The organism is Massilia sp. S19_KUP03_FR1 (assembly GCF_036688685.1).
GTDB lineage: Bacteria > Pseudomonadota > Gammaproteobacteria > Burkholderiales > Burkholderiaceae_D > JALYUM01.
Map to the genome: position 1 here is coordinate 107499 of NZ_JAQQPS010000005.1, position 22648 is coordinate 130146.

Annotated in this window: 21 protein-coding genes; 17 read left to right on the forward strand and 4 right to left on the reverse strand. The window is 58.9% G+C overall.

From position 1 onward, the window contains the following. Positions 1–63 precede the first annotated feature (63 nt). From rsmD to V6M87_RS07020, 5 genes are all read left to right on the forward strand, one after another. A complete protein-coding gene (gene rsmD, locus V6M87_RS07000) occupies positions 64–717 on the forward strand; it encodes a 16S rRNA (guanine(966)-N(2))-methyltransferase RsmD (RefSeq protein ID WP_332875880.1) in 654 nt (217 codons plus the stop codon). Between the two features lie 119 nt (positions 718–836). Beyond that, positions 837–1334, forward strand: a complete 498-nt coding sequence (coaD, locus tag V6M87_RS07005) for a pantetheine-phosphate adenylyltransferase (RefSeq protein ID WP_332875881.1) — start codon at positions 837–839, stop codon at positions 1332–1334. A gap of 13 nt (positions 1335–1347) precedes the next feature. Continuing rightward, positions 1348–1602 carry a YfhL family 4Fe-4S dicluster ferredoxin gene (locus V6M87_RS07010; protein WP_332875882.1) on the forward strand — a complete coding sequence of 85 codons (255 nt, stop codon included), beginning with the start codon at positions 1348–1350 and terminating at the stop codon, positions 1600–1602. Positions 1603–1660: 58 nt separating this feature from the next. Beyond that, positions 1661–2218 carry a DUF1003 domain-containing protein gene (locus V6M87_RS07015; protein ID WP_332875883.1) on the forward strand — a complete coding sequence of 186 codons (558 nt, stop codon included), beginning with the start codon at positions 1661–1663 and terminating at the stop codon, positions 2216–2218. A 79-nt stretch (positions 2219–2297) separates the two neighbouring features. Next, on the forward strand, positions 2298–2897 hold the full coding sequence (locus V6M87_RS07020; RefSeq protein WP_332875884.1) for a chalcone isomerase family protein: 600 nt from the start codon (positions 2298–2300) through the stop codon (positions 2895–2897). A gap of 18 nt (positions 2898–2915) precedes the next feature. On the opposite strand, the gene V6M87_RS07025 is transcribed toward V6M87_RS07020, so the two are convergent. Next, a complete protein-coding gene (locus V6M87_RS07025; protein ID WP_332875885.1) occupies positions 2916–3146 on the reverse strand; it encodes a hypothetical protein in 231 nt (76 codons plus the stop codon). Between the two features lie 152 nt (positions 3147–3298). On the opposite strand from V6M87_RS07025, the gene V6M87_RS07030 reads away from it, so the two are divergent. After that, positions 3299–4294, forward strand: a complete 996-nt coding sequence (locus V6M87_RS07030) for a LysR family transcriptional regulator (protein ID WP_332875886.1) — start codon at positions 3299–3301, stop codon at positions 4292–4294. Here V6M87_RS07030 and V6M87_RS07035 read toward each other — a convergent pair whose 3' ends face one another. Further along, complete coding sequence (locus V6M87_RS07035) at positions 4295–4750, reverse strand: Lrp/AsnC ligand binding domain-containing protein (protein ID WP_332875887.1); 456 nt, start codon at positions 4748–4750, stop codon at positions 4295–4297. A 186-nt stretch (positions 4751–4936) separates the two neighbouring features. On the opposite strand from V6M87_RS07035, the gene putA reads away from it, so the two are divergent. Beyond that, a complete protein-coding gene (putA, locus tag V6M87_RS07040) occupies positions 4937–8581 on the forward strand; it encodes a trifunctional transcriptional regulator/proline dehydrogenase/L-glutamate gamma-semialdehyde dehydrogenase (protein WP_332875888.1) in 3645 nt (1214 codons plus the stop codon). A 27-nt stretch (positions 8582–8608) separates the two neighbouring features. Here putA and V6M87_RS07045 read toward each other — a convergent pair whose 3' ends face one another. After that, complete coding sequence (locus V6M87_RS07045) at positions 8609–9373, reverse strand: 5'-methylthioadenosine/adenosylhomocysteine nucleosidase (protein WP_332875889.1); 765 nt, start codon at positions 9371–9373, stop codon at positions 8609–8611. Positions 9374–10344: 971 nt separating this feature from the next. On the opposite strand from V6M87_RS07045, the gene V6M87_RS07050 reads away from it, so the two are divergent. The 7 genes from V6M87_RS07050 to V6M87_RS07080 all read left to right on the forward strand — a co-directional run bounded on the left by V6M87_RS07050 (position 10345) and on the right by V6M87_RS07080 (position 17830). Next, entirely contained in the window at positions 10345–11385 is a 1041-nt protein-coding gene (locus V6M87_RS07050) for an NAD(P)H-dependent flavin oxidoreductase (RefSeq protein ID WP_332875890.1), read from the forward strand. Positions 11386–11401: 16 nt separating this feature from the next. After that, entirely contained in the window at positions 11402–13057 is a 1656-nt protein-coding gene (locus V6M87_RS07055; protein ID WP_332875891.1) for a GMC family oxidoreductase, read from the forward strand. 97 nt (positions 13058–13154) lie between these two features. Next, on the forward strand, positions 13155–13925 hold the full coding sequence (locus V6M87_RS07060; RefSeq protein WP_332875892.1) for an ABC transporter ATP-binding protein: 771 nt from the start codon (positions 13155–13157) through the stop codon (positions 13923–13925). Next, positions 13925–14629 carry an ABC transporter ATP-binding protein gene (locus tag V6M87_RS07065; RefSeq protein WP_332875893.1) on the forward strand — a complete coding sequence of 235 codons (705 nt, stop codon included), beginning with the start codon at positions 13925–13927 and terminating at the stop codon, positions 14627–14629. The genes V6M87_RS07060 and V6M87_RS07065 overlap by 1 nt, the downstream gene beginning before the upstream one ends. A gap of 53 nt (positions 14630–14682) precedes the next feature. Continuing rightward, entirely contained in the window at positions 14683–15885 is a 1203-nt protein-coding gene (locus V6M87_RS07070; protein WP_332875894.1) for an ABC transporter substrate-binding protein, read from the forward strand. A gap of 68 nt (positions 15886–15953) precedes the next feature. Beyond that, a complete protein-coding gene (locus tag V6M87_RS07075; protein WP_332875895.1) occupies positions 15954–16838 on the forward strand; it encodes a branched-chain amino acid ABC transporter permease in 885 nt (294 codons plus the stop codon). 8 nt (positions 16839–16846) lie between these two features. Beyond that, positions 16847–17830, forward strand: coding sequence for a branched-chain amino acid ABC transporter permease (locus V6M87_RS07080; protein ID WP_332875896.1), 984 nt, complete (start codon positions 16847–16849; stop codon positions 17828–17830). A gap of 9 nt (positions 17831–17839) precedes the next feature. Here the strand turns inward: V6M87_RS07080 and V6M87_RS07085 are convergent, their stop codons facing one another. After that, positions 17840–18997, reverse strand: a complete 1158-nt coding sequence (locus tag V6M87_RS07085) for an iron-containing alcohol dehydrogenase (protein ID WP_332875897.1) — start codon at positions 18995–18997, stop codon at positions 17840–17842. 188 nt (positions 18998–19185) lie between these two features. Here V6M87_RS07085 and mnmG point away from each other — a divergent pair, with 188 nt between their 5' ends. The 3 genes from mnmG (at position 19186) to V6M87_RS07100 (ending at position 22646) form a co-directional block, all read left to right on the forward strand. Further along, positions 19186–21117: a tRNA uridine-5-carboxymethylaminomethyl(34) synthesis enzyme MnmG gene (mnmG, locus tag V6M87_RS07090; RefSeq protein ID WP_332875898.1), complete on the forward strand. Its 1932-nt coding sequence runs from the start codon at positions 19186–19188 to the stop codon at positions 21115–21117. Then, a complete protein-coding gene (gene rsmG / locus V6M87_RS07095) occupies positions 21114–21761 on the forward strand; it encodes a 16S rRNA (guanine(527)-N(7))-methyltransferase RsmG (protein ID WP_332875899.1) in 648 nt (215 codons plus the stop codon). The genes mnmG and rsmG overlap by 4 nt, the downstream gene beginning before the upstream one ends. Before the next feature lie 114 nt (positions 21762–21875). After that, positions 21876–22646 (forward strand): ParA family protein, encoded by a 771-nt coding sequence (locus tag V6M87_RS07100; RefSeq protein WP_332875900.1) that lies wholly within the window; start codon positions 21876–21878, stop codon positions 22644–22646. Positions 22647–22648: the final 2 nt, after the last annotated feature.

The window sequence follows — 22648 nt, forward strand, 5'->3', positions numbered from 1 at the left end:
GCCATTGCAGTGAACGGGAAGGGCGGCGAAATAGGGCAAATCCACCATGTTATGATGCCGCCCATGAAAGCCAAGCCCGCCAAACCACCTAAAGTCCCCGTCCACCGCCCGCCGCCGCCGCAACGCGTGCGCATCATCGGCGGCGCCTGGAAGCGCACCCAGCTGCCTGTGCTGGATGCCTTGGGCCTGCGCCCGACCCCGGACCGCGTTCGTGAAACCGTGTTCAACTGGATCAACCACCAGATCGAGCGCGACTGGGACCAGGTCGATTGCCTCGACCTGTTCGCCGGCAGCGGCGCGCTCGGCTTCGAAGCGGCCAGCCGCGGCGCGCGCCTGGTGACGATGGTCGACAGCCACACCCCGGTGGCGCGCCAGCTCGACGTGGTGCGCGAAAAATTGAACGCCGTGAATGTCACCGTGCTACGTGCCGATGCCCTGGCCACCGCCCAGAACATGGTGCTGCGCGGCCAGAAGGTCGATCTGATTTTTCTCGATCCACCGTACCAGAACAATCTGCTCAGCCAGTCCTTGCCGCTGTGCGTAAAACTGCTCAATGTCGACGGCCTGGTGTACGCTGAAGCGGGTGCGCCATTGCCGTTTGCACCGGATGATGCGCAGGAGACGCCGGACTGGCTGCTCCCTTGGGAAGCAATTCGGGCAGACAAAGCCGGCACCGTGTCTTATTATTTACTTAAGTTGCGCGCACCGGCTGCCTGACACGCAACATTTGGAAAAATTCGCACAAGAATCGGGCGTGTCCTCCCCACACTGGGGAGCGGATACGAATTCAGGCATAATGCGCGTTCTATTTAGGTGCATCAACACGAGGAGTCGTAATGGTCGTAGCCGTATATCCAGGAACGTTTGATCCGCTTACGCGTGGTCACGAGGATCTGGTGCGCCGCGCATCCGGCCTGTTCGAGACACTGGTCGTCGGCGTGGCCGACAGCAAGAACAAGAAACCTTTTTTCTCGCTGGAAGAGCGCCTCGAAATCGCCAACGAAGTGCTGGGGCACTATCCGAATGTCCGCGTCGAGAGCTTTTCCGGCCTGCTGAAGGATTTTGTGCGCAAGCACGATGCGCGCGTGATCGTGCGCGGCCTGCGCGCCGTCTCCGACTTCGAATACGAATTTCAAATGGCGGGCATGAACCGCTATCTGTTGCCAGATGTCGAAACGCTGTTCCTGACGCCATCGGATCAGTACCAGTTTATTTCGGGCACCATCGTGCGCGAAATCGCCATGCTTGGTGGCGACGTCTCGAAATTCGTGTTTCCATCGGTGGATCGCTGGCTGCAAAGCAAGATCGCCACGCTGGTGCCGCCTTCCGCCTGAATAAAACAACGCCATGGCTTTACTGATCACCGACGACTGCATCAATTGTGATGTCTGCGAACCCGAATGCCCCAATGAAGCCATTTCGATGGGGCTCGAGTACTACCAGATCGATCCGAATAAATGCACCGAGTGCGTCGGCCACTTCGATGAACCGCAGTGCCAGCAAGTGTGCCCGGTCGCCTGTATCCCGTTCGATCCGGCCTGGCGCGAAACGCCGGAACAATTGCTGGCCAAATACACCATCCTGACCGCCGCAAAAGTCTAGGCGCGCACGCCTGCGCCAGCGGGCGAATCGATGTAATCAGCATGCTATGCTTGACTGCATGTCAACAACACCCGCCAACCAGAAAACGCCGCAAGACGACCTGCCGCCGTCCGTCAGCGAAAACATCGACACGATTACCGCGTTCTACCAGCGCCATGAAGAGCATATGTCTGTGCCGCAGACGATCATCGAGAAGATGAGCGTGATCCTCGGCAGCCCGGGCTATGTCGCGGCCAGCGTCATCTTCATGATCGGCTGGATCGTCGCCAACCTGGTGGCGCTCGAACTGGGTTATGAAGAGGTGGACGAACCACCGTTCTTCTGGCTGCAGGGCATCATCGCCGTCAACGCCTTCATCATTTCCACCACCGTGCTGATCCGCCAGAACCGTATGCAGAAGCTGGCCCAGCACCATGCGCGCCTCGATTTGCAGGTCAATCTGCTAACCGAAGAAAAGACCAGCAAGATTATCGCCATGCTCGACGCGCTGCGGCGCGACATGCCCGGCATGCCGTCCGCGACCGACCAGGAAGCAAGCGACATGGCGCAGCCGACCGATGCCCAGGCCGTGCTGGCAGTGATCGAAAACGAGGCGGAAGCGCCCGAGAAGGATTAGCCCAACCATGCCTTTTTGAAATTCTTTTATGTGCGACCAGAAATAGCAGGATAATCGTGCTTCCCATCTAGGAGACACCATGATCGCACACAAAAAAATCGGCTTGCGCAGCCTCTTGACTACCACTTTATTGACGGCTGCCATTGCGTTGCCGGCAGCCGCCGCTGTCGACGTCAACGGCTACAAATTCGACGATACCAGCAGCGTGGCGGGCAAAGAGCTCAAGCTCAACGGCGCGGGCATGCGCACCAAGGTCATCATCAAAGTGTATGCAGCGGGTCTGTACCTGACCGATAAAAAAACCACGATGGCGGACATCGTCACGCTGGAGGGTCCGCGCCGCATGAAGTTGATCATGGCACGCGACCTCAGCTCGGACAGTTTCGGCGATGCCTTCATGGAAGGTTTGAAGGAAAACACCAGTGTGGCCGAGCGCAACACTCTGGCACCGCAGGTCGCCAAATTCGGTCAGATGTTCGCCTCGGTACCGGGCCTGAAAAAAGGCGACGTGATGCAGATCGACTGGATCCCGGGCGTGGGTACCCAATGCGAACTGAACGGTAAAAAAGTGGGAGAGACGGTGCCGGATGTGGCGTTTTATAACGCCCTGCTGCGTATCTGGCTGGGTGAGCACCCGGCCGACCGCTCGCTCAAGCCGGCCTTGCTGGGAACCAAATAAGGAAATACGGCGGCGGCGTTACAGCGCCGCCGTGTCCTGCTGCTGACGCCGCGCAAGCCGTTGCGCGCGCGTCTTGCGCGGGCGCACCGTCAACACCAGTGCACGGCCGATGCCAGTCAGCAGGGGACGGAAAAACACGATCAAGCCACCGAGCGCTGCCACATTGAACACGCTGCGCGCCACGTCCGCGAGGGGCGCGGCGGCAATATAAGTGTTGGCAACGTGATACAGGTTGGCGGTAAGCGACACGGTGTTTCCAAAGGTAAATGTTAGCAGGGCAAACTATAGTGCAACGCAACATATACATCCAATTCCGTTTTCTGATAGCCCTTATCATCGTTGTGAATGAATTGCGGTACACTTGACGCATCCATCACTCCTCGCCACTGGCCTTCTTATCCATGAGCTTCCTGACGCTGGACCTGAACCTGCTGCGCGTGTTCGACGCAGTCATGACCGAACAAAACCTCACCCGCGCCGCCGGTCACCTGGCGATGACCCAGCCAGCTGTCTCGAATGCCATTAAACGCCTGCGCGAAAGCCTGGGAGACGAACTCCTGATTCGCACCGCCTATGGTGTGAAACCGACGCCGCGCGCCGAAGCCTTGTGGCCGGCCGTGCGCCAGTCGCTGGCGGCCCTGGAAGCGGCGGTCATGCCGGAAACGTTCGACGTTTCAAAAGCCCAGGCCACATTCCGTATGGCCATGGCCGACGCGATGGCAGCTTACTGGCTGCCGTCCCTGATGCGCGCCATCGAAAGTGAAGCACCTGGCGTGAATATCCGCATGGTGCCCTTGACCACGCGTGAGCCGCGCCCGATGCTGTTGCGCGGGGATATCGACCTGGCCGTCGGCTTTTTCCCTGGCGTGGCCGCGCAATTGTCGAGCGACACCAGCTCCCCGATCCGCCACGAGCGCCTGTATTCGGGCCAGTATGTGTGCGTGATGCGCAAGGAGCACCCGCTCGCCAAGGTCAAGCTAAACCTCGACAATTACTGCAAAGCGAACCATTTATTGGTCAGTTTTTCGGGTCGTGCGCATGGTCTGGTCGATGAAGCGCTGGCGCAAATCGGCCGCGAACGACGCATCTTGTTGACCGTGAATCAATTTTTCACGGCAGGGCGCGTGGTGGCCAATTCAGATTTGATCACCGTGCTGCCAAAACACTTGATCGCCTCGACCGGCATGGCCGATTTGCTGGTGTGGCGCGAATTGCCGATTACCTTGCCGGCGGTCCACCTGGACATGCTGTGGCATGAGCGCGATGGCCGCAGCCCGGCCCACCGTTGGTTGCGCGGCAATCTCGAGCAGACCTCATCGGCGGCTTTGCCGGGGATTACCCGGCAGGCGACCGAGGCAACCTCGCTGTACGACAGCCCGGGGCCGGTACCAAGGTAATCACTTGATTGGCAGCTTGGTCGTATTTTTGACTTCTTCCATCACCGCATAGGTGTGCGTCTCGCGCACCCCTTTCTGCAGCAATGTTTTGCCTAAAAATTCGCGATACGCCGCCATATCCTTGACGCGCGCCTTGACCAGATAGTCGAAACCGCCCGCCACCATGTGGCATTCGAGCACTTCCGGGATCGTCTGCACGCTTTGTTTAAAGGCGTCGAACACTTCCGGCGTGGTGCGGTCCAGCACCACTTCGATGAATACTAGCAAGGACACATCGAGTAGTTGGGGATTCAGTTGCGCTGTGTAGCCCATGATATAGCCGGATTCGTGCAACTTGCGCACACGCTCCAGGCAGGCGGCCGGCGACAGATTCACCCGTGCCGCCAGTTCGACATTGCTGATGCGCCCGTCACTTTGCAACTCAGCAAGTATCTTCTTGCTTATCTTGTCCAGCATGCCATTCGCTCCTAGGGGTCGATTAATATTATTTGGTGAAATTGTCTCATCAAAAACTATGTATGGCTAGCCTTCTGCATTACCAGAATAAATCCAGAAGATTTCCTACTACAATCAAATCATCTTTTTCCGCCACGCCAGCCGTCCGGATCCCTTTTTTTCCACATTTTTTGATTAGAGTTCCCCATGCACATAGACGCCAATCCGGCCACCGTTTTTGTCCCGTTCGACGCTCTTCAGGCCGAAGTCAATGCCGCGCCCACGCCCTTGCGCGCAGCGATCACGGCAGCTTACCGGCGCGGTGAGAGTGAGGCGGTCGGCTGGTTGCTGGCACAAGGCAACACGTCGACGCCGGATGCGCAGGCGCTGGCCCACACCCTGGTCGCGGCGGTGCGCGAAAAACGCACCCGTTCGTCCGGTGTCGATGCGCTGATGCATGAATTTTCCCTCTCGTCCGACGAAGGCGTGGCGCTGATGTGCCTGGCCGAAGCGCTGTTGCGGATTCCCGACAGTGCCACGGCCGACCGCCTGATCGCCGACAAAATCAGCAAAGGCGACTGGCGCAAACACATCGGCGAATCGCCGTCCCTGTTCGTCAACGCCGCCACCTGGGGTCTCTTGATTACCGGGAAACTGGTGTCGACCAGCAGCGAAAACGGCCTCGGCGCCGCCATGACGCGTTTGATCGGCAAGGGCGGCGAGCCGCTGATCCGCAAAGGCGTCGACCTGGCCATGCGCATGCTGGGCAACCAGTTCGTCACCGGCCAGACCATCGCTGAAGCGTTGAAAAACAGCCGCGAAAACGAAACGCGCGGCTACCGTTACTCTTACGACATGCTGGGCGAAGCGGCGCTCACGGAAGCCGATGCCAAAAGTTACTACGCCTCCTATGAACAAGCCATCCATGCGATCGGCAAGGCATCGAATGGCCGTGGCATCAAGGACGGCCCGGGCATTTCCATCAAATTATCGGCCTTGCACCCGCGCTACAGCCGCGCCCAGCATGCGCGCGTGATGGCCGAACTGCTGCCGCGCGTGCACAGCCTGGTCTTGCTGGCGAAACAGTACAACATCGGCATCAATATCGATGCGGAAGAAGCGGACCGCCTGGAAATTTCCCTCGATTTATTGGAGGCGTTGGCCTTCGATCCATCGCTGGACGGATTCGAAGGGATCGGCCTGGTGGTGCAGGCCTACCAGAAACGCTGCCCGTTCGTCATCGACTACGTGGTCGACCTGGCCGCGCGCAGCAACCGTAAATTCATGGTGCGCCTGGTCAAGGGCGCCTATTGGGACGCCGAAATCAAGCGCGCCCAGGTGGACGGCATGCCCGGCTTCCCGGTCTATACCCGCAAGGTTTATACGGACGTGTCCTATCTCACGTGCGCGCGCAAATTGTTGAACGCCGCCGGGAATATCTATCCACAATTCGCCACGCACAATGCGCACACCCTGGCCGTCATTTACAGCTGGGCCAAGCAGGACGGCATCGACAACTACGAGTTCCAGTGCCTGCACGGCATGGGCGAGACGCTGTATGACCAGGTGGTCGGCGCCGATAAACTGAACAAGCCGTGCCGCATTTACGCGCCGGTCGGCTCGCACGAAACGCTGCTGGCGTATCTGGTGCGACGCTTGCTGGAAAACGGCGCCAATTCGTCGTTCGTCAACCAGATCGTCGACGAAGCAGTCCCGATCGCGCAACTGGTGGCCGATCCGTTCGACGCCGCGCGCGCCCTGGGCGGCCAGCCGCACGCCGGCATTGCACTGCCGCTGGACTTGTTTGGTGCCGAGCGAAAAAATTCGGCCGGCATTGATCTGAGCAATGAAGATGTGCTGCGCGCCACCAGCGCCGCACTCAGCGTGCCGCGCCATTACAGCGCCGCGCCGCTGATCGAAGGCCCTCTGATGGCAGTCGAAACCATCGCCATCCGCAATCCTGCCATGCACGCGGATATCGTCGGCCAGGTTTGCGAAGCGGTCGCCGCCGATGTGCAGACGGCCCTGCTGGCGGCCGAACAAGGATTTGCCGGTTGGGAAGCGACCCCGGCCACCGTGCGCGCTGCCATGCTGGACCGGGTGGCCGATCTGTATGAAGAACACCGTGCCGAACTGATGGCGCTGGCCGTGCGTGAAGCGGGTAAATCCTTGCCGAATGCCATCGCCGAGATCCGCGAAGCCGTCGATTTCCTGCGCTATTACGCCGCGCAGGTGCAGGGCAGCAGCGGTATCAAAGCCCTTGGTCCGGTGGCCTGCATCAGCCCGTGGAATTTTCCGCTGGCGATTTTTACGGGACAAGTTGCCGCGGCGCTGGCTGCCGGCAATGTGGTGTTGGCGAAACCGGCCGAACAGACGCCCTTGATTGCGCACCGTGCGGTCGAGCTGTTTTATGCCGCGGGCATTCCCCGTTCGGCTCTGCAATTGTTGCCTGGGCGCGGCGAAGTGGTCGGCGCCGCGCTGACTGCAGATGTGCGCGTAAAAGGGGTGATCTTTACGGGCTCGACCGAAGTGGCGCAATTGATCAACCGTACCCTGGCGGCGCGCGCGCTGCGCGAAGGCGTCGATATTGCCCTGATCGCCGAAACCGGTGGCCAGAACGCGCTGATCGTCGATTCGTCCGCCTTGCCCGAGCAAGTGGTGCAAGACGTGCTCAGTTCGGCATTCGACTCGGCCGGCCAGCGCTGCTCGGCACTCCGCGTGCTGTTCCTGCAACAAGATATTGCGGACAAAACCATTCGGATGCTCAAGGGTGCACTGCAGGAGTTGCGCGTCGGTAGCCCGGACCGACTGGCGATCGATATCGGTCCTGTCATCGATGCCGAAGCACAGCGCAATTTGCAGGCGCATATCGACCGCATGAAGCCGCTGGCCAAACAACATTTCGATCTGGCCCTGTCGCCCGAGCTGATGCAGCAGGGCACCTTCATCGCACCGACCGTGCTGGAAATTGGCTCGCTCGACGAATTGACCCACGAAGTGTTCGGCCCCGTGCTGCACATCGTGCGCTATGCCCGCGCCGATTTGGGTGCGCTGGTCCATTCCATCAATGCCAGCGGCTACGGTTTGACCCTGGGCATCCACTCGCGCATCGATGAAACCATCGATTTCATCACGGCCCGTGCCCACGTCGGCAATATCTACGTGAACCGCAATATCGTCGGCGCGGTCGTCGGCGTGCAACCGTTCGGCGGCGAGGGCAAATCGGGTACCGGACCGAAAGCCGGTGGTCCCTTGTACGTCAAACGCCTGCAACAGGCAGCACCGGCACTGGTGCCACATCAACGCAAGCCCTTGCCCAACCTGGACGAGCTGCTGGTCTGGGCCCGCACCCACGGCCACACGCAACTGGTGGCGCTGGGCGAAGGCTATATGTGCAGCACCTTGACCGGTGTCAGCATGGCATTGCCCGGCCCAACGGGCGAGCGCAATACGCTGGCGTTTGTACCGCGCGGCGCCGTTCTGTGTGCCGCCACCAGCATCGATGCCTTGCTCAATCAACTGGCAGCGACACTGGCCACCGGTAATATCGCGCTGTTGCCGACTTCGTCGATAAGCCTGTTGCCAGCCGACTACCCGGCCGGCCTGCGTGACCAGATCCAGCCGGTGGCGGACGACATGGCGCAATGCCAGTTCCAGCTGGCCCTGGTCGACCGTGGCGCCGCTGCCTTGTTGCAAACCAACCTGGCAGCACGCCCGGGCGCAATCGTCGGCATGCTCGACACCGATGCCCACACGGCCATTCCCTTGTGGCGCCTGGTGGCCGAACGCGCGCTATGCGTGAATACGACCGCTGCAGGCGGTAACGCCAGCCTGATGACCCTCGCACTGTAAAACCCGTTTGAGGCGCTCCAGGGCGCCTCAGCGGCTCTCCATGCCCCCCTCGCAGTAGCGCCGTACAATGTAAAACGCATACTTTGAGGCGACCGCACTGACAAACGCCAGGAAATCGGTCGCCGCTTCTTCATTGGCATTGTCCGAAATTGTGCGTATCACCGCGCATGGAATGCCCAACTCGTAACACACCTGCGCCACTGCGGCGCCTTCCATCTCCACCGCGACCAGGCCGGGCAAGGCCGCATTCAGTGCGTCGATCGCATTTATTTCATTCATGAACTGATCTCCGCTGGCAATCAAGCCACGGTGCACGCGTGGCTGCTGCAATCCGAATGTCGCCCGTTGCTCTGCGTCGATCACATCTGCCAAATCGTGTTCCAGGAAACCGTGCGCCGCTGCCAGCAGCTGCATCGACATCGTGTGGTCGCTCGGAAAGTGCGCTAGGCCAGTGAGAGGCACTTGAAAGCGCGGAAACAAAGGACTGGCGTCCATGTCGTGCTGAACCAGGGCATCGGCCACCACGATGTCGCCCACGGCGATGCTGCGGTCGCCAGCGCCAGCCACGCCCGTGAACAGGATGTGGGTAACTCCGAACTTCTCCACAAGCAAGGTTGCTGTCACTGCGCCAGCAACCTTGCCTATACGCGACAGAACGCACACAGCGTCGATTCCCCATAGTTTCCCAAGGGTGTAGACCCTGCCGCCATGCAACGCCGTGGCGGCCCCTTGCATGGCTTCCACGAGTCCATGCTGTTCTTCGTGCAAAGCACTGATGATCCCAAGCCGCATGTTTTTCCCCGTTCTTCTCTGTTTACTGTTTTAAGTTAACTTGTATATATATATTTTGATAGTAGTAGTAAACGTCGATTTTTTTGTGGATAAGCCCGATTTTATCCACAAGATCAAGCACTTGACGACGTTAAAAGTCACTGCAAAAAGGCGGTATTCCGGCAGGAGGATTATGGGACAAGTCAGAGCGGTTTTGTAAAACAGCCTGTTTTGCACATCTCGTGCTGTGGATATCCAAGTGCTTGTCCACAGTTGGACTGCCGACAGGCATTTACGTCGGGCACTTGCCGTTGGCGTTTGCGGGCAAATTTTTTTTGAAAACCGCTGTCATTGGTTTACAACCACAAGGATATATACAAGGATAGTAGTAGTAGTTAACGCAAGGCATTTTCTGTGGATAAGCCTCTTTTTTTGAGCAAAATCATGGTCTTGGCCGCTTTATAAAGCGGTTAACGACTCTGTACTGGCATGTTGCCAATTCTGGACAAATTTTGCGGCTGTGTACAAAGATGACTTTGTGCACAATCGGTACCTGTGGATATGCAGAACGTTATCCACAGGTCGCCGTTTTTACTGCCAAAACCGGTCTTGCAGGAACTTGGCTGTTGCCTGACGCCTACTTTTGACCGCTTCCTTTTTTTTGATTTTGCAGGCAGGACCTTGCCCTTGCTTTTTTGCGTGAACAGCGTGAACAGGTTTACAGTCAAAAGGATATATACAAGGATAGTAGTAGTAGTTAACACAGGGCATTTTCTGTGGATAAGTCACTTTTTAACCATATAAACAGAGGTTTACGCGTTTTATAAAGCGGTTAACGATCCTGTACCCTGCCACTGTAAAAGTTGGATAAGATTTTGGCTTGTGCGCTGGACCCGCTTTGTTCACAATCGACACCTGTGGATATGCAGAGCGTTATCCACAGCCCTGGGGCCCAGCGTTGGCATGCCAGGATGACCATCAAGGAGGACGATATGCCCGATCTCGCAGCGTTATTGACTTACCCGATCATTCAGGGACCCATGGCTGGTGGTGCTTCCACGCCGGAATTGGCCGCTGCCGTCTCGAATGCCGGCGCGCTCGGCTCGCTGGCAGTGTCTTTGTTAGCGCCGGAGACCATCGTTGAACAGGCGGCGCGCATCCGCTCTCTCACCGACCGGCCGTTTTGCCTGAATCTGTTCGTGCAACAGACGCCGGCGCCCTCGGATGCGGACATCGACCAGGCCGCCGAGTTGTTGCGCCCGGCCTGGTCGGCGCTGGGTTGGGACAGCCTGCCGCGGCCAGCGAGCTGGTGCCAGGATTTCAACGCCCAGTTCGACGCTTTTCTCGACATCAAACCTGCCGTCGCCAGTTTTACGTTCGGGATTTTGAGCAAGGAACAAGTCGCGCGCCTGCATGAAGCGGGCATCCTGGTCATCGGCACAGTGACCACGGTGGAAGAGGGCATGGCCTGGCAGGAAGCGGGCGCCGACGCCGTGGTGGCATCCGGCATCGAGTCAGGCGGTCACCGCGGCACGTTTATCGGGCGCCAGGAAGATGCGACATTGACGGGCGAGTCGCTGTGGCCCGCCGTCGCCCACGCCCTGGCGATTCCCGTCATCGCTGCCGGCGGCATCATGGATGGTGCCGACATTCGCGCTGCGCTGGCGCTGGGCGCCGTGGCCGTGCAAATGGGCACCGCCTTCCTCGTTACGGATGAAGCGGGCATTCACTCTGCCTATCGGGCGCGCTTGCTGGACCATCAGCCCAAGCCCACGCGCTTGACGCGCGCCATTTCCGGCCGCTACGCACGCGGCATCGAGAACCGGTTTATCCGCGAGATGGCAGCCGTCGAAAGCCAGGTGCCGCCGTACCCCGTCCAAAATGCCCTGACCGGCTCGATCCGGGCCGCGGCCGGGACCAATCACGATCCGGAATGGATGTCGCTGTGGGCCGGTACCGGCGTGGATCGCGCGCGCGCCATGCCGGCGGCCACGCTGGTATACACTTTAGTTAGCGAGATGCAGGACAATTAACACCGAGGAGCACGCATTGGAATCTGCAGGTCAATACGATTACATCATCATCGGGGCCGGCAGTGCCGGCTGTGTACTGGCCAACCGTCTCTCCAACGACCGGGACATGAACGTTTTATTGCTCGAAGCAGGCGGGCGCGACAATTATGTGTGGATCCATATCCCGGTTGGCTATTTGCACTGCATCGGCAATCCCCGCACCGACTGGTTATACAAGACTGAACCGGAACCAGGCCTGGGTGGCAGGGCGCTGATGTACCCGCGTGGCAAAGTACTGGGCGGCTGTTCCTCGATCAACGGCATGATTTATATGCGCGGCCAGGCGGGCGACTACGACAACTGGGCCGATGTGACGGGCGACGTCGCGTGGCGCTGGGACCAGGTCTTGCCACTGTTTCGCAAAAGCGAACATCATCACAAAGGCGACGCTGCACACCATGGCCATGGCGGTGAATGGCGCGTCGAAAAGCAGCGCTTGTCCTGGCCCATCCTCGATGCCTTTCGCGACGCGGCCAGCGAAGTTGGTATTCCGAAAATCGACGATTTCAATCGCGGCGACAACGCTGGCAGCGCGTATTTTGAAGTCAACCAGAAACGCGGCATCCGCTGGAATACGGCGAAAGCATTCTTGAAACCGGCCACGCGGCGACCGAATTTGACGGTCATGACCGGCTGCCATGTCGAACAGCTGATCCTGGAAAAAACCGACCGGGGCGTGGTGTGCCGCGGCGTGCAATTCACGGGCGGCGGCAAGGCCTACACCGCGATGGCGGACCTGGAAACGCTGCTGTGCGCCGGTGCCATCGGTTCGCCCCAGATTTTGCAATTGTCCGGCATCGGGCCGGCCGCACTGCTGGCCGAACACGGCATTGCGCCACTGGTCGACGCGCCCGGCGTGGGCGAGAATTTGCAGGACCATTTGCAGCTGCGCATGGTCTATAAAATCAAGGGCGCCAAAACGCTCAATACCAGCGCGGCCAACTGGTACGGCAAGATGATGATAGGCCTCGAATATGCGTTGCGCCAAAGCGGGCCGATGTCGATGGCGCCGTCGCAATTGGGGGCCTTTGCCAAATCCGATCCGGGGCAAAGCACGCCAAATTTGCAGTATCACGTGCAGCCGCTGTCGCTGGAAAAATTCGGCGACCCCTTGCACGCTTTTCCCGCATTTACGGCCAGTGTGTGCAACCTGCGTCCGACCTCGCGCGGCCACGTGCGCATTGCCTCGAACGACAGTTATGCGGCGCCAAAAATCACGCCAAATTATCTGAGTACAGCCCTCGATCGCCACACAGCAGCCGATGCAATCCGAATCACGCGCGCCATCGTGGCGGCACCAGCCCTGGCCAGATATCAGCCGGAAGAATTCAAGCCAGGTGCAAGTTACCAGACCGAGGAAGAATTGACGCAGGCGGCAGGCACGATCGGCACGACGATTTTCCACCCGGTGGGCACCTGCAAAATGGGGGCCTTGCACGACCCGATGGCAGTCGTCGACAGCCAATTGAAGGTGCGCGGCGTGGCGGGATTGCGCGTGGTGGATGCGTCGATCATGCCAAATATTACGTCGGGAAATACCAATTCGCCGACCGTCATGATTGCGGAAAAAGCCGCACAGATGATCATTGCGGCGCACCGCAACACCCCGCAAACCATCGCCGTGCCGGCCTGATTTTCTAGGTAGTTATACTGTGTTGTCGCTCTGACGCCGACTCTGTATTATTAATTAAAAATTATCACGACAGCATAAAAACGACAATGGAGACACCATGTCAGACGTCATACTCGAAACGAGGAACTTGACCAAAGAGTTCAAGGGCTTCACTGCTGTCAGTGCCGTCAACCTGCAAGTCGAGCGTGGTCATATCCACGCCCTGATTGGCCCGAACGGCGCCGGCAAAACCACCTGCTTCAATTTACTTACCAAGTTCCTGGTGCCCACCAGCGGCCAGATCCTGTTCAATGGCCGCGATATAACCCGGGCTCAGCCAGCCCAGATTGCCCGCATGGGCATCATCCGCTCCTTCCAGATTTCCGCTGTTTTCCCCCATTTGACCGTCCTGCAAAATGTGCGCATCGGCCTGCAACGCGCCTTGGGGTCGAGTTTTCATTTCTGGCAAAGCGAACGCAGCTTGTCTCGCCTGGATGAACGTGCCATGCAATTGCTGGCGGAAGTCGACCTGGAAACATTTGCCGACACCGTCACCGCCGATTTGCCTTACGGTCGCAAGCGCGCGCTGGAAATTGCGACGACGCTGGCCATGGAGCCGGAATTGATGCTGCTCGATGAACCCACCCAGGGCATGGGCCACGAAGACGTGCACCGCGTCACCGCCTTGATTAAAAAAGTATCAGTGGGACGCACGATTTTGATGGTCGAACACAATATGAATGTCGTCTCCGGCATTTGCGACCGGATCTCGGTATTGCAGCGCGGCGCCATGCTGGCGGAAGGAAATTATGCGGAAGTATCAAAAAATCCGCAGGTGATGGAGGCCTACATGGGCACCGTGGAAGCCATGCTGGAAGGAGCCCATTGATGGCGGCGGCACTCGAGATTTCGAATCTGCAAGCGTGGTATGGCGAGTCGCACATCCTGCACAACGTCCATTTTTCGGTCGACCAAGGCGAAGTCATCACGCTGCTGGGCCGAAACGGCGCTGGCCGCACCACGACCTTGCGCGCCATCATGGGCCTGACCGGCACCCGCACCGGTTCCATCAAGATCAATGGCGTCGAATCGATTAACTTGCCGACCCATAAAATCGCGCATCTGGGCGTTGGTTATTGCCCGGAAGAGCGGGCGATTTTCTCCTCGCTGTCGACCGAAGAAAACCTGATGTTGCCACCCGTGCTGAAAGGGGAAGTGGGCATGGCGCTCGACGAGATCTACGCCATGTTTCCCAACTTGCTGGAACGCAGGAATAGCCAGGGCACGCGCCTGTCCGGCGGCGAACAGCAAATGCTGGCGGTTGCGCGCATCCTGCGCACGGGTGCACGCTTGCTGTTACTCGATGAAATTTCCGAAGGTCTCGCCCCGGTCATCGTGCAAAGTCTCGCGCGCATGATCACGACCCTCAAAGCGAAGGGTTACACCATCGTCATGGTGGAACAGAATTTCCGCTTCGCCGCACCCCTGGCGGACCGGTTTTACGTGGTGGAACACGGCCAGATCGTGGAAACCATTGCTTCAGCCGAATTGAACGCCAAGATGCCACTCCTGACCGAGTTGCTGGGCGTGTAGTCAGCCCCACCCCAAAACTAGAGTTGTAGATTCAACCACCATTTGGAGACAATATGAAACGTCACGCCCTCGCTCTCGCCGCCGCTGCCAGCTGCACCTTGATCACACCAGCCCACGCCCAGATATCGGGCGACATCATCAAAATCGGCATGCTCACCGATTTGTCTGGCGTGTATTCCGACGTCGACGGCAATGGCGGCGCCGAAGCCGTCAAGATGGCGATTGCCGACCTGGGTGGCCAGGTAAATGGCAAAAAAGTCCAGTTCATCGTGGCCGACCACCAGAACAAGGCGGATATTGCGTCGTCGAAAGCACGCGAGTGGTTCGACCAGCAGGGCGTCGACATGCTCATCGGGGGCACCAATTCCGGCGCCAACCTGGCCATGGCCAAGGTCGCACTGGAAAAGAAAAAAGTATTTATTTCGATCGGCGCCGGCTCGGCGCAGTTGACCAATGAACAGTGCTCGCCGTACACCGTGCATTACGCCTACGACACCGTCGCGCTGGCGCGCGGCACTGGCACGGCGATGGTCAAGCAGGGCGGTAAATCCTGGTATTTCCTGACTGCCGATTATGCATTCGGCCAGTCGCTGGAAAAAGACACGACCGATGTCGTGAAAGCCAATGGCGGCACGGTGGTGGGCAGCGTCAAGCACCCGCTGTCGGCCTCTGACTTTTCGTCCTTCCTGTTGCAGGCGCAAACCTCGAAAGCGCAGGTGCTGGGCCTGGCTAATGCCGGCGCCGATTTCATCAATGCCACCAAGGCAGCCAATGAATTCGGGATCACCAAGAACATGAAACTGGCCGGCTTGCTCGTATTCATCAACGATATCCACACGCTCGGACTGAATGCCACGCAGGGCTTGTTCCTGACCGACGGCTGGTATTGGGACGCGAATGCGGAAACGCGCGCCTGGTCGAAACGGTATTTCGCCAAGATGAAAAAAGAGCCGTCGATGCTGCAGGCGGCGGATTACTCGGCGGCGACGAATTATCTGAATGCCGTCAAGGCGGTGGGCGGTGACGATGCCGACAAGGTCATGGCGCACCTCAAAAAGACCAAGATCAATGACATGTTCGCCAAGAATGGCGAGATTCGTCCCGATGGCCGCATGGTGCACGATATGTACTTGATGCAGGTAAAAAAGCCGTCCGAATCGAAATATCCATGGGATTACTACAAGCTGGTGGCCACCATTCCCGGCAACGAGGCTTATCTGACCAAGGCTGAAACCAAGTGCGCCAGCTGGAAGTGATGGTGTAGAAAATACGGCGCCGGCGCATTCGCCGGCGTTTTTTTATTGACCTCTATTGTCTGGCGCCCATGGAAATCTTCGGCAAACCTCTCCAGGTCATGCTGCCCCAGCTGCTGCTGGGGCTGGTCAACGGTTCGTTCTATGCGATGTTGTCGCTGGGACTGGCGGTGATCTTTGGCCTGCTCAATGTCATCAACTTTTCGCACGGCGCGCTGTACATGATGGGCGCGTTTTTCGCCTACATCGGCGTGACGACGTTCGGCATGAACTACTGGGTGATGTTGCTGGTCGCCCCGCTGGCGGTCGGCATCGTCGGCATCGTCATCGAAAAAACCATGCTGCGCTGGCTTTATAAACTCGACCATTTATATGGCTTGTTGCTGACTTTCGGCATCACGCTCTTGCTCGAAGGCGTGTTCCGCTCCTTCTTCGGCGTTTCAGGCCAGACCATGGAAGTGCCCGCTGCTCTGTCGGGCGTGACCGACCTCGGCTTCATGATGCTGCCGAATTACCGCGCGTGGGTGGTGCTGGCCTCGCTTGGCGTCTGCCTGTCAACCTGGTTCGTCATCGAAAAGACGCGACTGGGCGCCTACCTGCGCGCCGGCACGGAGAACCCGAAGATGGTGGAAGCATTCGGCATCAACGTGCCGCTGATGGTGACCTTGACCTACGGCTTCGGGGTCGCGTTGGCGGGCTTTGCCGGGGTGCTGGCGGCGCCCGTGATCAATGTGACGCCACTGATGGGGTCGAACCTGATCATCGTCGTGTTCGCCGTGGTGGTGATCGGCGGCATGGGTTCGATCATGGGCTCGATCCTCACCGGCCTGGGGCTGGGCATTATCGAAGGCTTGACGCGCGTGTATTACCCGGAAGGTTCCGAGGTGGTGGTGTTCGTCGTGATGGTCATCGTGCTGCTGTTGCGTCCCGCCGGCTTGTTTGGCAAAGAAAAATAGGCCCGTCCATGAACAAGAAAATCGCTATCGCTATCGCCCTGGCCGTTGCCCTGGCAGCCCCTTTCATTGGCTATCCCGTGTTCCTGATGAAGTTGCTGTGCTTCGGGCTGTTTGCCTGTGCCTTCAATTTGCTGATTGGCTACACAGGTTTGCTGTCGTTCGGACATGCCGCTTTTTTTGGCAGCGCCGGTTATGTTGCCGGTCACGCCTTGACGGTATGGGGCTTGCCGCCCGAGCTGGCGCTGGTGCTTGGCACCGCTGCTGGCGCCCTGATCGGCCTGGTCATGGGCATGCTGGCCATTCGGCGCCAGGGTATTTATTTTTCGATGATCACGCTGGCGCTGGCGCAGATGGTGTATTTCGTCGCCTTGCGTTCTCCGGCGACGCACGGCGAAGACGGTCTACAAGGTGTTCCACGTGGCAAATTGTTTGGCGCCCTCGATTTGGCCAACGATCTGACCATGTACTTTGTCGTGCTGGCCATCGCCATTGCCGGCTTTGCATTGATCGTGCGCATTGTTCACTCGCCGTTTGGGCAAGTGCTCAGCGCCATCAAGGAAAATGAGCCGCGCGCCATTTCGCTTGGTTACGACGTCGACCGTTATAAATTGCTGGCGTTCGTGTTGTCCGCTGCGCTTGCCGGTTTGGCGGGCGCGACCAAGACACTGGTGCTGGGTTTTGAAACGCTGACCGATGTGCACTGGACGATGTCGGGCCTGGTCATCCTGATGACACTGGTTGGCGGCATGGGCACGCTGGTCGGCCCGATCATCGGCGCGTTCATCATCATTGCGCTGGAAAACAAGCTGGGCGATGTCGGGACCTTTCTCGTGAATACCACCGGGATCGAATGGTTTTCGACGCTGGGCGAATCGGTGGGCATGGTCACCGGCCTGATTTTTATCGCCTGCGTCTTGCTGTTCCGGCGTGGCATCGTCGGGGAGATTGGCGCTCTTATCGCGGCCGGCGGCAAAAAACGCAAGCTGGCATGAGCGGTGATATTACAAGGCTGCACGATAAATCGCGTGCGCATCTACGCGCGTCACCGTACGCGGGTTGTTGCCGAGTAACCGTGTCTGCAGCATGGCGTCGTCGGCCAGGCGGTCCAGGTCGTTCTCCGTGATACCCACCTGGCGCAGCGTGGTCGCGATCCCCGTCATCTTGGCGATGTGTTCCATCGCCAAGATGAGCGCCGCTGTTTTCGCTTCATCCGATCCGCTTGCATCCGGCGCCACGATACCCGCCAGCTCCGCGTACTGCGTGGCGGCGTGGGACGCGTTGAAGCGCAGGACGTGGGGCAACACCAGCGCGTTGGATAAACCATGTGGGACGTGGAACACGCCGCCGATCGGATAGGCGAGGGCATGCACGGCTGCGACTGGCGCATTCGAGAAGGCCTGGCCGGCGTAGCATGCGCCGAGCAGCATGGCCTGGCGAGCGGCGAGGTTTTGCCCGTCTGTGCATGCCGTCAGCAGATTCTTGTGCAGGAGCGTTAAGGCCTGGCGGGCCAGCATGTCCGACATGGGGTTCTTCTTATGCTTGCTCGTAAAGGCTTCGATGGCGTGGACCATGGCGTCGATGCCGGTTGCTGCTGTCACCAAGGGCGGCAAGCCGAGTGTCAAGGTGGCGTCGAGGATCGCGATGTCGGCATACAGTTGTGGCGCAACGACGCCGGACTTGGTGCTCGCACCGGTTGTCACGATCGCGATGTTGGTGACCTCAGAGCCGGTACCTGCGGTGGTGGGGACTTGCACCAGTGGCAGGCGTTGTCCTTTGACGTTGCCGATGCCATAGATCTGCGTGATCGCTTGGGCGTTGCCGGCCAGCACCGCCACCAATTTCGCGACATCCATGGAGCTGCCACCACCGAGGCCGATGACCAGGTCAATGTTGTGGGTCTTGGCGAAGTCGACAGCTTGCAGTACGACCGCTTCCGGCGGATCGGCGACGACCTTCGAATACACGTGCACAGTGATGCCATTTTCCACAAGGCTGTGCTCTGGCCGGGCGACCAGTCCGGTCCCTAAAAATCCGGCGTCGGTGATCAGCATTGCGCTGCGTACTTGTGGAAAGTGATCCGTACAGATACTGCCGAGTCGGGTGCTGCCCCCGATTTCCGAGATGATGTGGGGCACCGTGCTAAACGTGAAGTTCGTCATGGAGAGGCCTTGTCCGTGAGGTGAAGGGACAGGTTACACGAGATTGTTTCACGTGGAACGTCGAAAATGAGGGCAATGTACTGTGTTCCACGTGGAACAAAACGGCGGCGTAAACTGCGGAGAAGAAGTTACGGGAACGAAAAGACTCTATAATCGCTGCTTACACTCCTCGCTTGACACTTCCCAAAATGCTATTTTCCACTGAATTTGACGTCATTGTCGTCGGCGGCGGCCATGCCGGCACCGAAGCGGCGCTGGCTTCCGCGCGCATGGGTCAGAAGACTTTACTGCTGACGCACAATATTGAAACGCTGGGACAGATGTCCTGCAACCCCTCCATCGGCGGCATCGGCAAGGGCCATCTGGTCAAGGAAGTCGACGCCATGGGCGGCGCCATGGCCATCGCCACCGACGAATCTGGCATCCAGTTCCGCATCCTGAACTCGTCCAAGGGACCGGCTGTGCGCGCCACCCGCGCCCAGGCCGACCGCATCCTGTACAAGCAGGCGATCCGTTCGCGCCTGGAAAACCAGCCGAACCTGTGGCTGTTCCAGCAAGCGGTCGATGACTTGCTGGTGGAAGGCGAGCGCGTCGTCGGCGCCGTCACCCAGATGGGCGTGACCTTCCGTGCCAAGGCCGTCGTGCTGACAGCGGGCACCTTCCTGGACGGCAAAATCCACGTCGGCCTGCAGAATTACTCGGCAGGCCGCGCCGGCGATCCACCGGCACTGTCCTTGTCTGCGCGCCTGAAAGAATTGAAATTGCCGCAGGGCCGCCTGAAAACCGGCACGCCGCCACGCATCGATGGGCGCAGCATCGACTTTTCGCAGCTGGCCGAGCAGGGTGGCGACCTCGATCCGGTACCGGTGTTTTCGGTCATGGGCAATGCCGCCATGCACCCGAGACAGGTGCCATGCTGGGTCACGCACACGAATTCGCAAACGCACGACATCATCCGCGCCGGGCTCGATCGCAGTCCGATGTACACGGGTGTGATTGAAGGTGTGGGTCCGCGTTACTGCCCGTCGATCGAAGACAAGATTCACCGTTTTGCGTCGAAAGATTCGCACCAGATTTTCCTCGAGCCGGAAGGTCTCACCACCAATGAATACTATCCAAACGGCATCTCGACCAGCCTGCCGTTCGACGTGCAAATCGCCTTGGTGCGTTCGATGAAGGGCATGGAGAACGCCTTTATTTTGCGTCCCGGCTATGCCATCGAATACGATTATTTCGACCCGCGCGGTTTAAAGGCGTCGCTGGAAACGCGCGCGATTGCCGGCCTGTATTTCGCCGGCCAGATCAACGGCACCACCGGCTATGAAGAAGCGGCCGCGCAAGGGATGCTGGCCGGTATCAATGCGGCACTGCAAACCCAGGGCAAGGATGCCTGGACGCCGGGCCGCGCCGAAGCATATCTCGGCGTGATGGTCGATGACCTGACCACGCAAGGTGTGATGGAACCGTACCGCATGTTCACCAGCCGCGCCGAGTATCGCCTCAGCCTGCGCGAAGACAATGCCGACATGCGCCTGACCGAAATTGGCCGCAAGCTCGGCTGCGTTGGCGAGGCCCAGTGGGCCGCCTTCGAGACCAAGCGCGAAGCGGTCGCGCGCGAGTTGGAGCGCCTGCGTTCGACGTGGGTCAATCCACGCATCCTGGCCGCCGCCGAGTCGGAACGCGTGGTCGGTCAGCCGATCGAGCGTGAGTATTCGCTGGCCGATTTGCTGCGCCGTCCGGGCGTTGCCTATGACACCTTGATGAGCATGCAGGGAATCGAAGGCGCGGCATTGGCCGGCCCCGGTGTCGAGGATGCCGCGGTCAAAGAGCAGGTCGAAATCCAGCTGAAATACGCGGGTTATATCGACCGCCAGGCCAAGGAAGTCGAGCGCCACGACCATTTTGAAAATCTCAAATTGCCGGACGCGTTTAACTACCTGGACATTGCGGCCCTCTCCGTGGAAGTGCGCCAGAAGCTGGATAAACAGCGGCCCGAAACGCTGGGCCAGGCCTCGCGCATTTCCGGTGTCACGCCGGCCGCGATCTCGCTGCTGCTGGTGCACCTGAAAAAACGGGGCGCCAAGGGTTTTACGACACTCAATGAGGAACTGGCGCAATGAAGCATTTTGACCGCGCCGTACTGGCGCAAGTGCTGGTCGACGGCATCGAAGAGATGCAACTCGACCTGAGCGGCGACAAGATCGCCAAGCTGATGGATTACCTGGGGCTGCTGTTCAAGTGGAATGCCGTCTACAACCTGACCTCCCTGCGCGACCCGATGCAGATGGTCACGCACCATTTGCTCGATTCGCTGGCCGCTGTGCCAGCCTTCGCAGACGCCAAAAACGTGCTCGACGTCGGCGCCGGCGGCGGCTTGCCCGGCATGGTGCTGGCAATCTGCCGGCCCGACAGGAAAGTGGCCATGATCGACACGGTCCACAAGAAAACCGCGTTTTTGACGCAGGTGAAAGCGGAACTGGGGCTGACCAACGTGACGGTCTACACGAAACGGGTCGAGCAGCTGGAAGTGAAGGAACCGTTCGACGTGATCACCTCGCGCGCTTTCGCCGACCTGTCCGATTTCGTCAACTGGTCCGGGCATCTGCTGGCCGAGGGCGGGCAATTTATCGCCCTGAAAGGGGTGGCGGCAACCGACGAGCAGCAGCGGGTGCCAGCTCCATGGTACATCACAGAATTGAGACCATTAAAAGTGCCGAAACTCGACGCCGAGCGTCACCTGGTATTGATCGCCAAATCAAACTAAATGGTATAAATCAAATAAACCATACATATAGTTTATTCGATTAAAACAGTAGTGTTGATATTTATGAAATAAACGGTATGATCCGTTGTCGTTGAATTTTTAAACAGAGCATACATGGCGAAAATATTTTGCGTAGCAAACCAGAAGGGTGGCGTAGGCAAGACCACGACCAGCGTCAACCTGTCGGCAGGGTTGGCCAAACTGAACCAGCGGGTGCTGCTGGTCGACCTGGATCCGCAGGGCAATGCGACGATGGGCGCGGGTATCGACAAGGCGGCACTGAAGGGATCGACCTACGAAGTGCTGCTTGGTGAATCCGATGTTGCCAGTGCACGCATGCGCTCGGAAGCAGGGCGCTTCGATGTGCTGCCATCGAACCGCGAACTGGCCGGTGCGGAAGTGGAGATGGTCGAACTCGACAAGCGCGAACGCCGCCTCAAGGATGCATTGGAACTGGTCGCAGGAGATTACGATTTCATTCTGATCGATTGCCCGCCCGCGCTGTCGATGCTCACGCTTAATGGCCTGTGTGCCGCGAACGGCGTGATTATTCCGATGCAGTGCGAGTACTACGCACTCGAAGGTTTGTCGGACCTGGTCAACACGATCAAGAAGGTGCATGCCAATCTGAACACGGACCTGAAAATCATTGGCCTGTTGCGCGTGATGTTCGATCCGCGCATGACGCTGTCGCAGCAGGTGTCCGGCCAGCTCGAGCAGCACTTCGGCGACAAGGTTTTCAAGACCATCATCCCGCGCAACGTGCGGCTGGCCGAAGCGCCGTCGTACGGCATTCCGGGCGTGGTGTTCGATCCGACGTCGAAAGGTGCGCAGGCCTACATCGCCTTTGGCGCCGAGATGGTTGAACGTATCAAGACAATGTAATC

What these genes read in the sequence shown, in the direction of transcription:
- V6M87_RS07065 (WP_332875893.1), top strand. Translation starts at nt 13,925, where the DNA reads ATGGCGGCGGCACTCGAGATTTCGAATCTGCAAGCGTGGTATGGCGAG.
- rsmD (WP_332875880.1), top strand. Translation starts at nt 64, where the DNA reads ATGAAAGCCAAGCCCGCCAAACCACCTAAAGTCCCCGTCCACCGCCCG.
- V6M87_RS07060 (WP_332875892.1), top strand. Translation starts at nt 13,155, where the DNA reads ATGTCAGACGTCATACTCGAAACGAGGAACTTGACCAAAGAGTTCAAG.
- V6M87_RS07035 (WP_332875887.1), bottom strand. Translation starts at nt 4,750, where the DNA reads ATGCTGGACAAGATAAGCAAGAAGATACTTGCTGAGTTGCAAAGTGAC.
- mnmG (WP_332875898.1), top strand. Translation starts at nt 19,186, where the DNA reads ATGCTATTTTCCACTGAATTTGACGTCATTGTCGTCGGCGGCGGCCAT.
- V6M87_RS07100 (WP_332875900.1), top strand. Translation starts at nt 21,876, where the DNA reads ATGGCGAAAATATTTTGCGTAGCAAACCAGAAGGGTGGCGTAGGCAAG.
- rsmG (WP_332875899.1), top strand. Translation starts at nt 21,114, where the DNA reads ATGAAGCATTTTGACCGCGCCGTACTGGCGCAAGTGCTGGTCGACGGC.
- V6M87_RS07030 (WP_332875886.1), top strand. Translation starts at nt 3,299, where the DNA reads ATGAGCTTCCTGACGCTGGACCTGAACCTGCTGCGCGTGTTCGACGCA.
- V6M87_RS07085 (WP_332875897.1), bottom strand. Translation starts at nt 18,997, where the DNA reads ATGACGAACTTCACGTTTAGCACGGTGCCCCACATCATCTCGGAAATC.
- coaD (WP_332875881.1), top strand. Translation starts at nt 837, where the DNA reads ATGGTCGTAGCCGTATATCCAGGAACGTTTGATCCGCTTACGCGTGGT.
- V6M87_RS07010 (WP_332875882.1), top strand. Translation starts at nt 1,348, where the DNA reads ATGGCTTTACTGATCACCGACGACTGCATCAATTGTGATGTCTGCGAA.
- V6M87_RS07070 (WP_332875894.1), top strand. Translation starts at nt 14,683, where the DNA reads ATGAAACGTCACGCCCTCGCTCTCGCCGCCGCTGCCAGCTGCACCTTG.
- putA (WP_332875888.1), top strand. Translation starts at nt 4,937, where the DNA reads ATGCACATAGACGCCAATCCGGCCACCGTTTTTGTCCCGTTCGACGCT.
- V6M87_RS07045 (WP_332875889.1), bottom strand. Translation starts at nt 9,373, where the DNA reads ATGCGGCTTGGGATCATCAGTGCTTTGCACGAAGAACAGCATGGACTC.
- V6M87_RS07015 (WP_332875883.1), top strand. Translation starts at nt 1,661, where the DNA reads ATGTCAACAACACCCGCCAACCAGAAAACGCCGCAAGACGACCTGCCG.
- V6M87_RS07080 (WP_332875896.1), top strand. Translation starts at nt 16,847, where the DNA reads ATGAACAAGAAAATCGCTATCGCTATCGCCCTGGCCGTTGCCCTGGCA.
- V6M87_RS07075 (WP_332875895.1), top strand. Translation starts at nt 15,954, where the DNA reads ATGGAAATCTTCGGCAAACCTCTCCAGGTCATGCTGCCCCAGCTGCTG.
- V6M87_RS07050 (WP_332875890.1), top strand. Translation starts at nt 10,345, where the DNA reads ATGCCCGATCTCGCAGCGTTATTGACTTACCCGATCATTCAGGGACCC.
- V6M87_RS07020 (WP_332875884.1), top strand. Translation starts at nt 2,298, where the DNA reads ATGATCGCACACAAAAAAATCGGCTTGCGCAGCCTCTTGACTACCACT.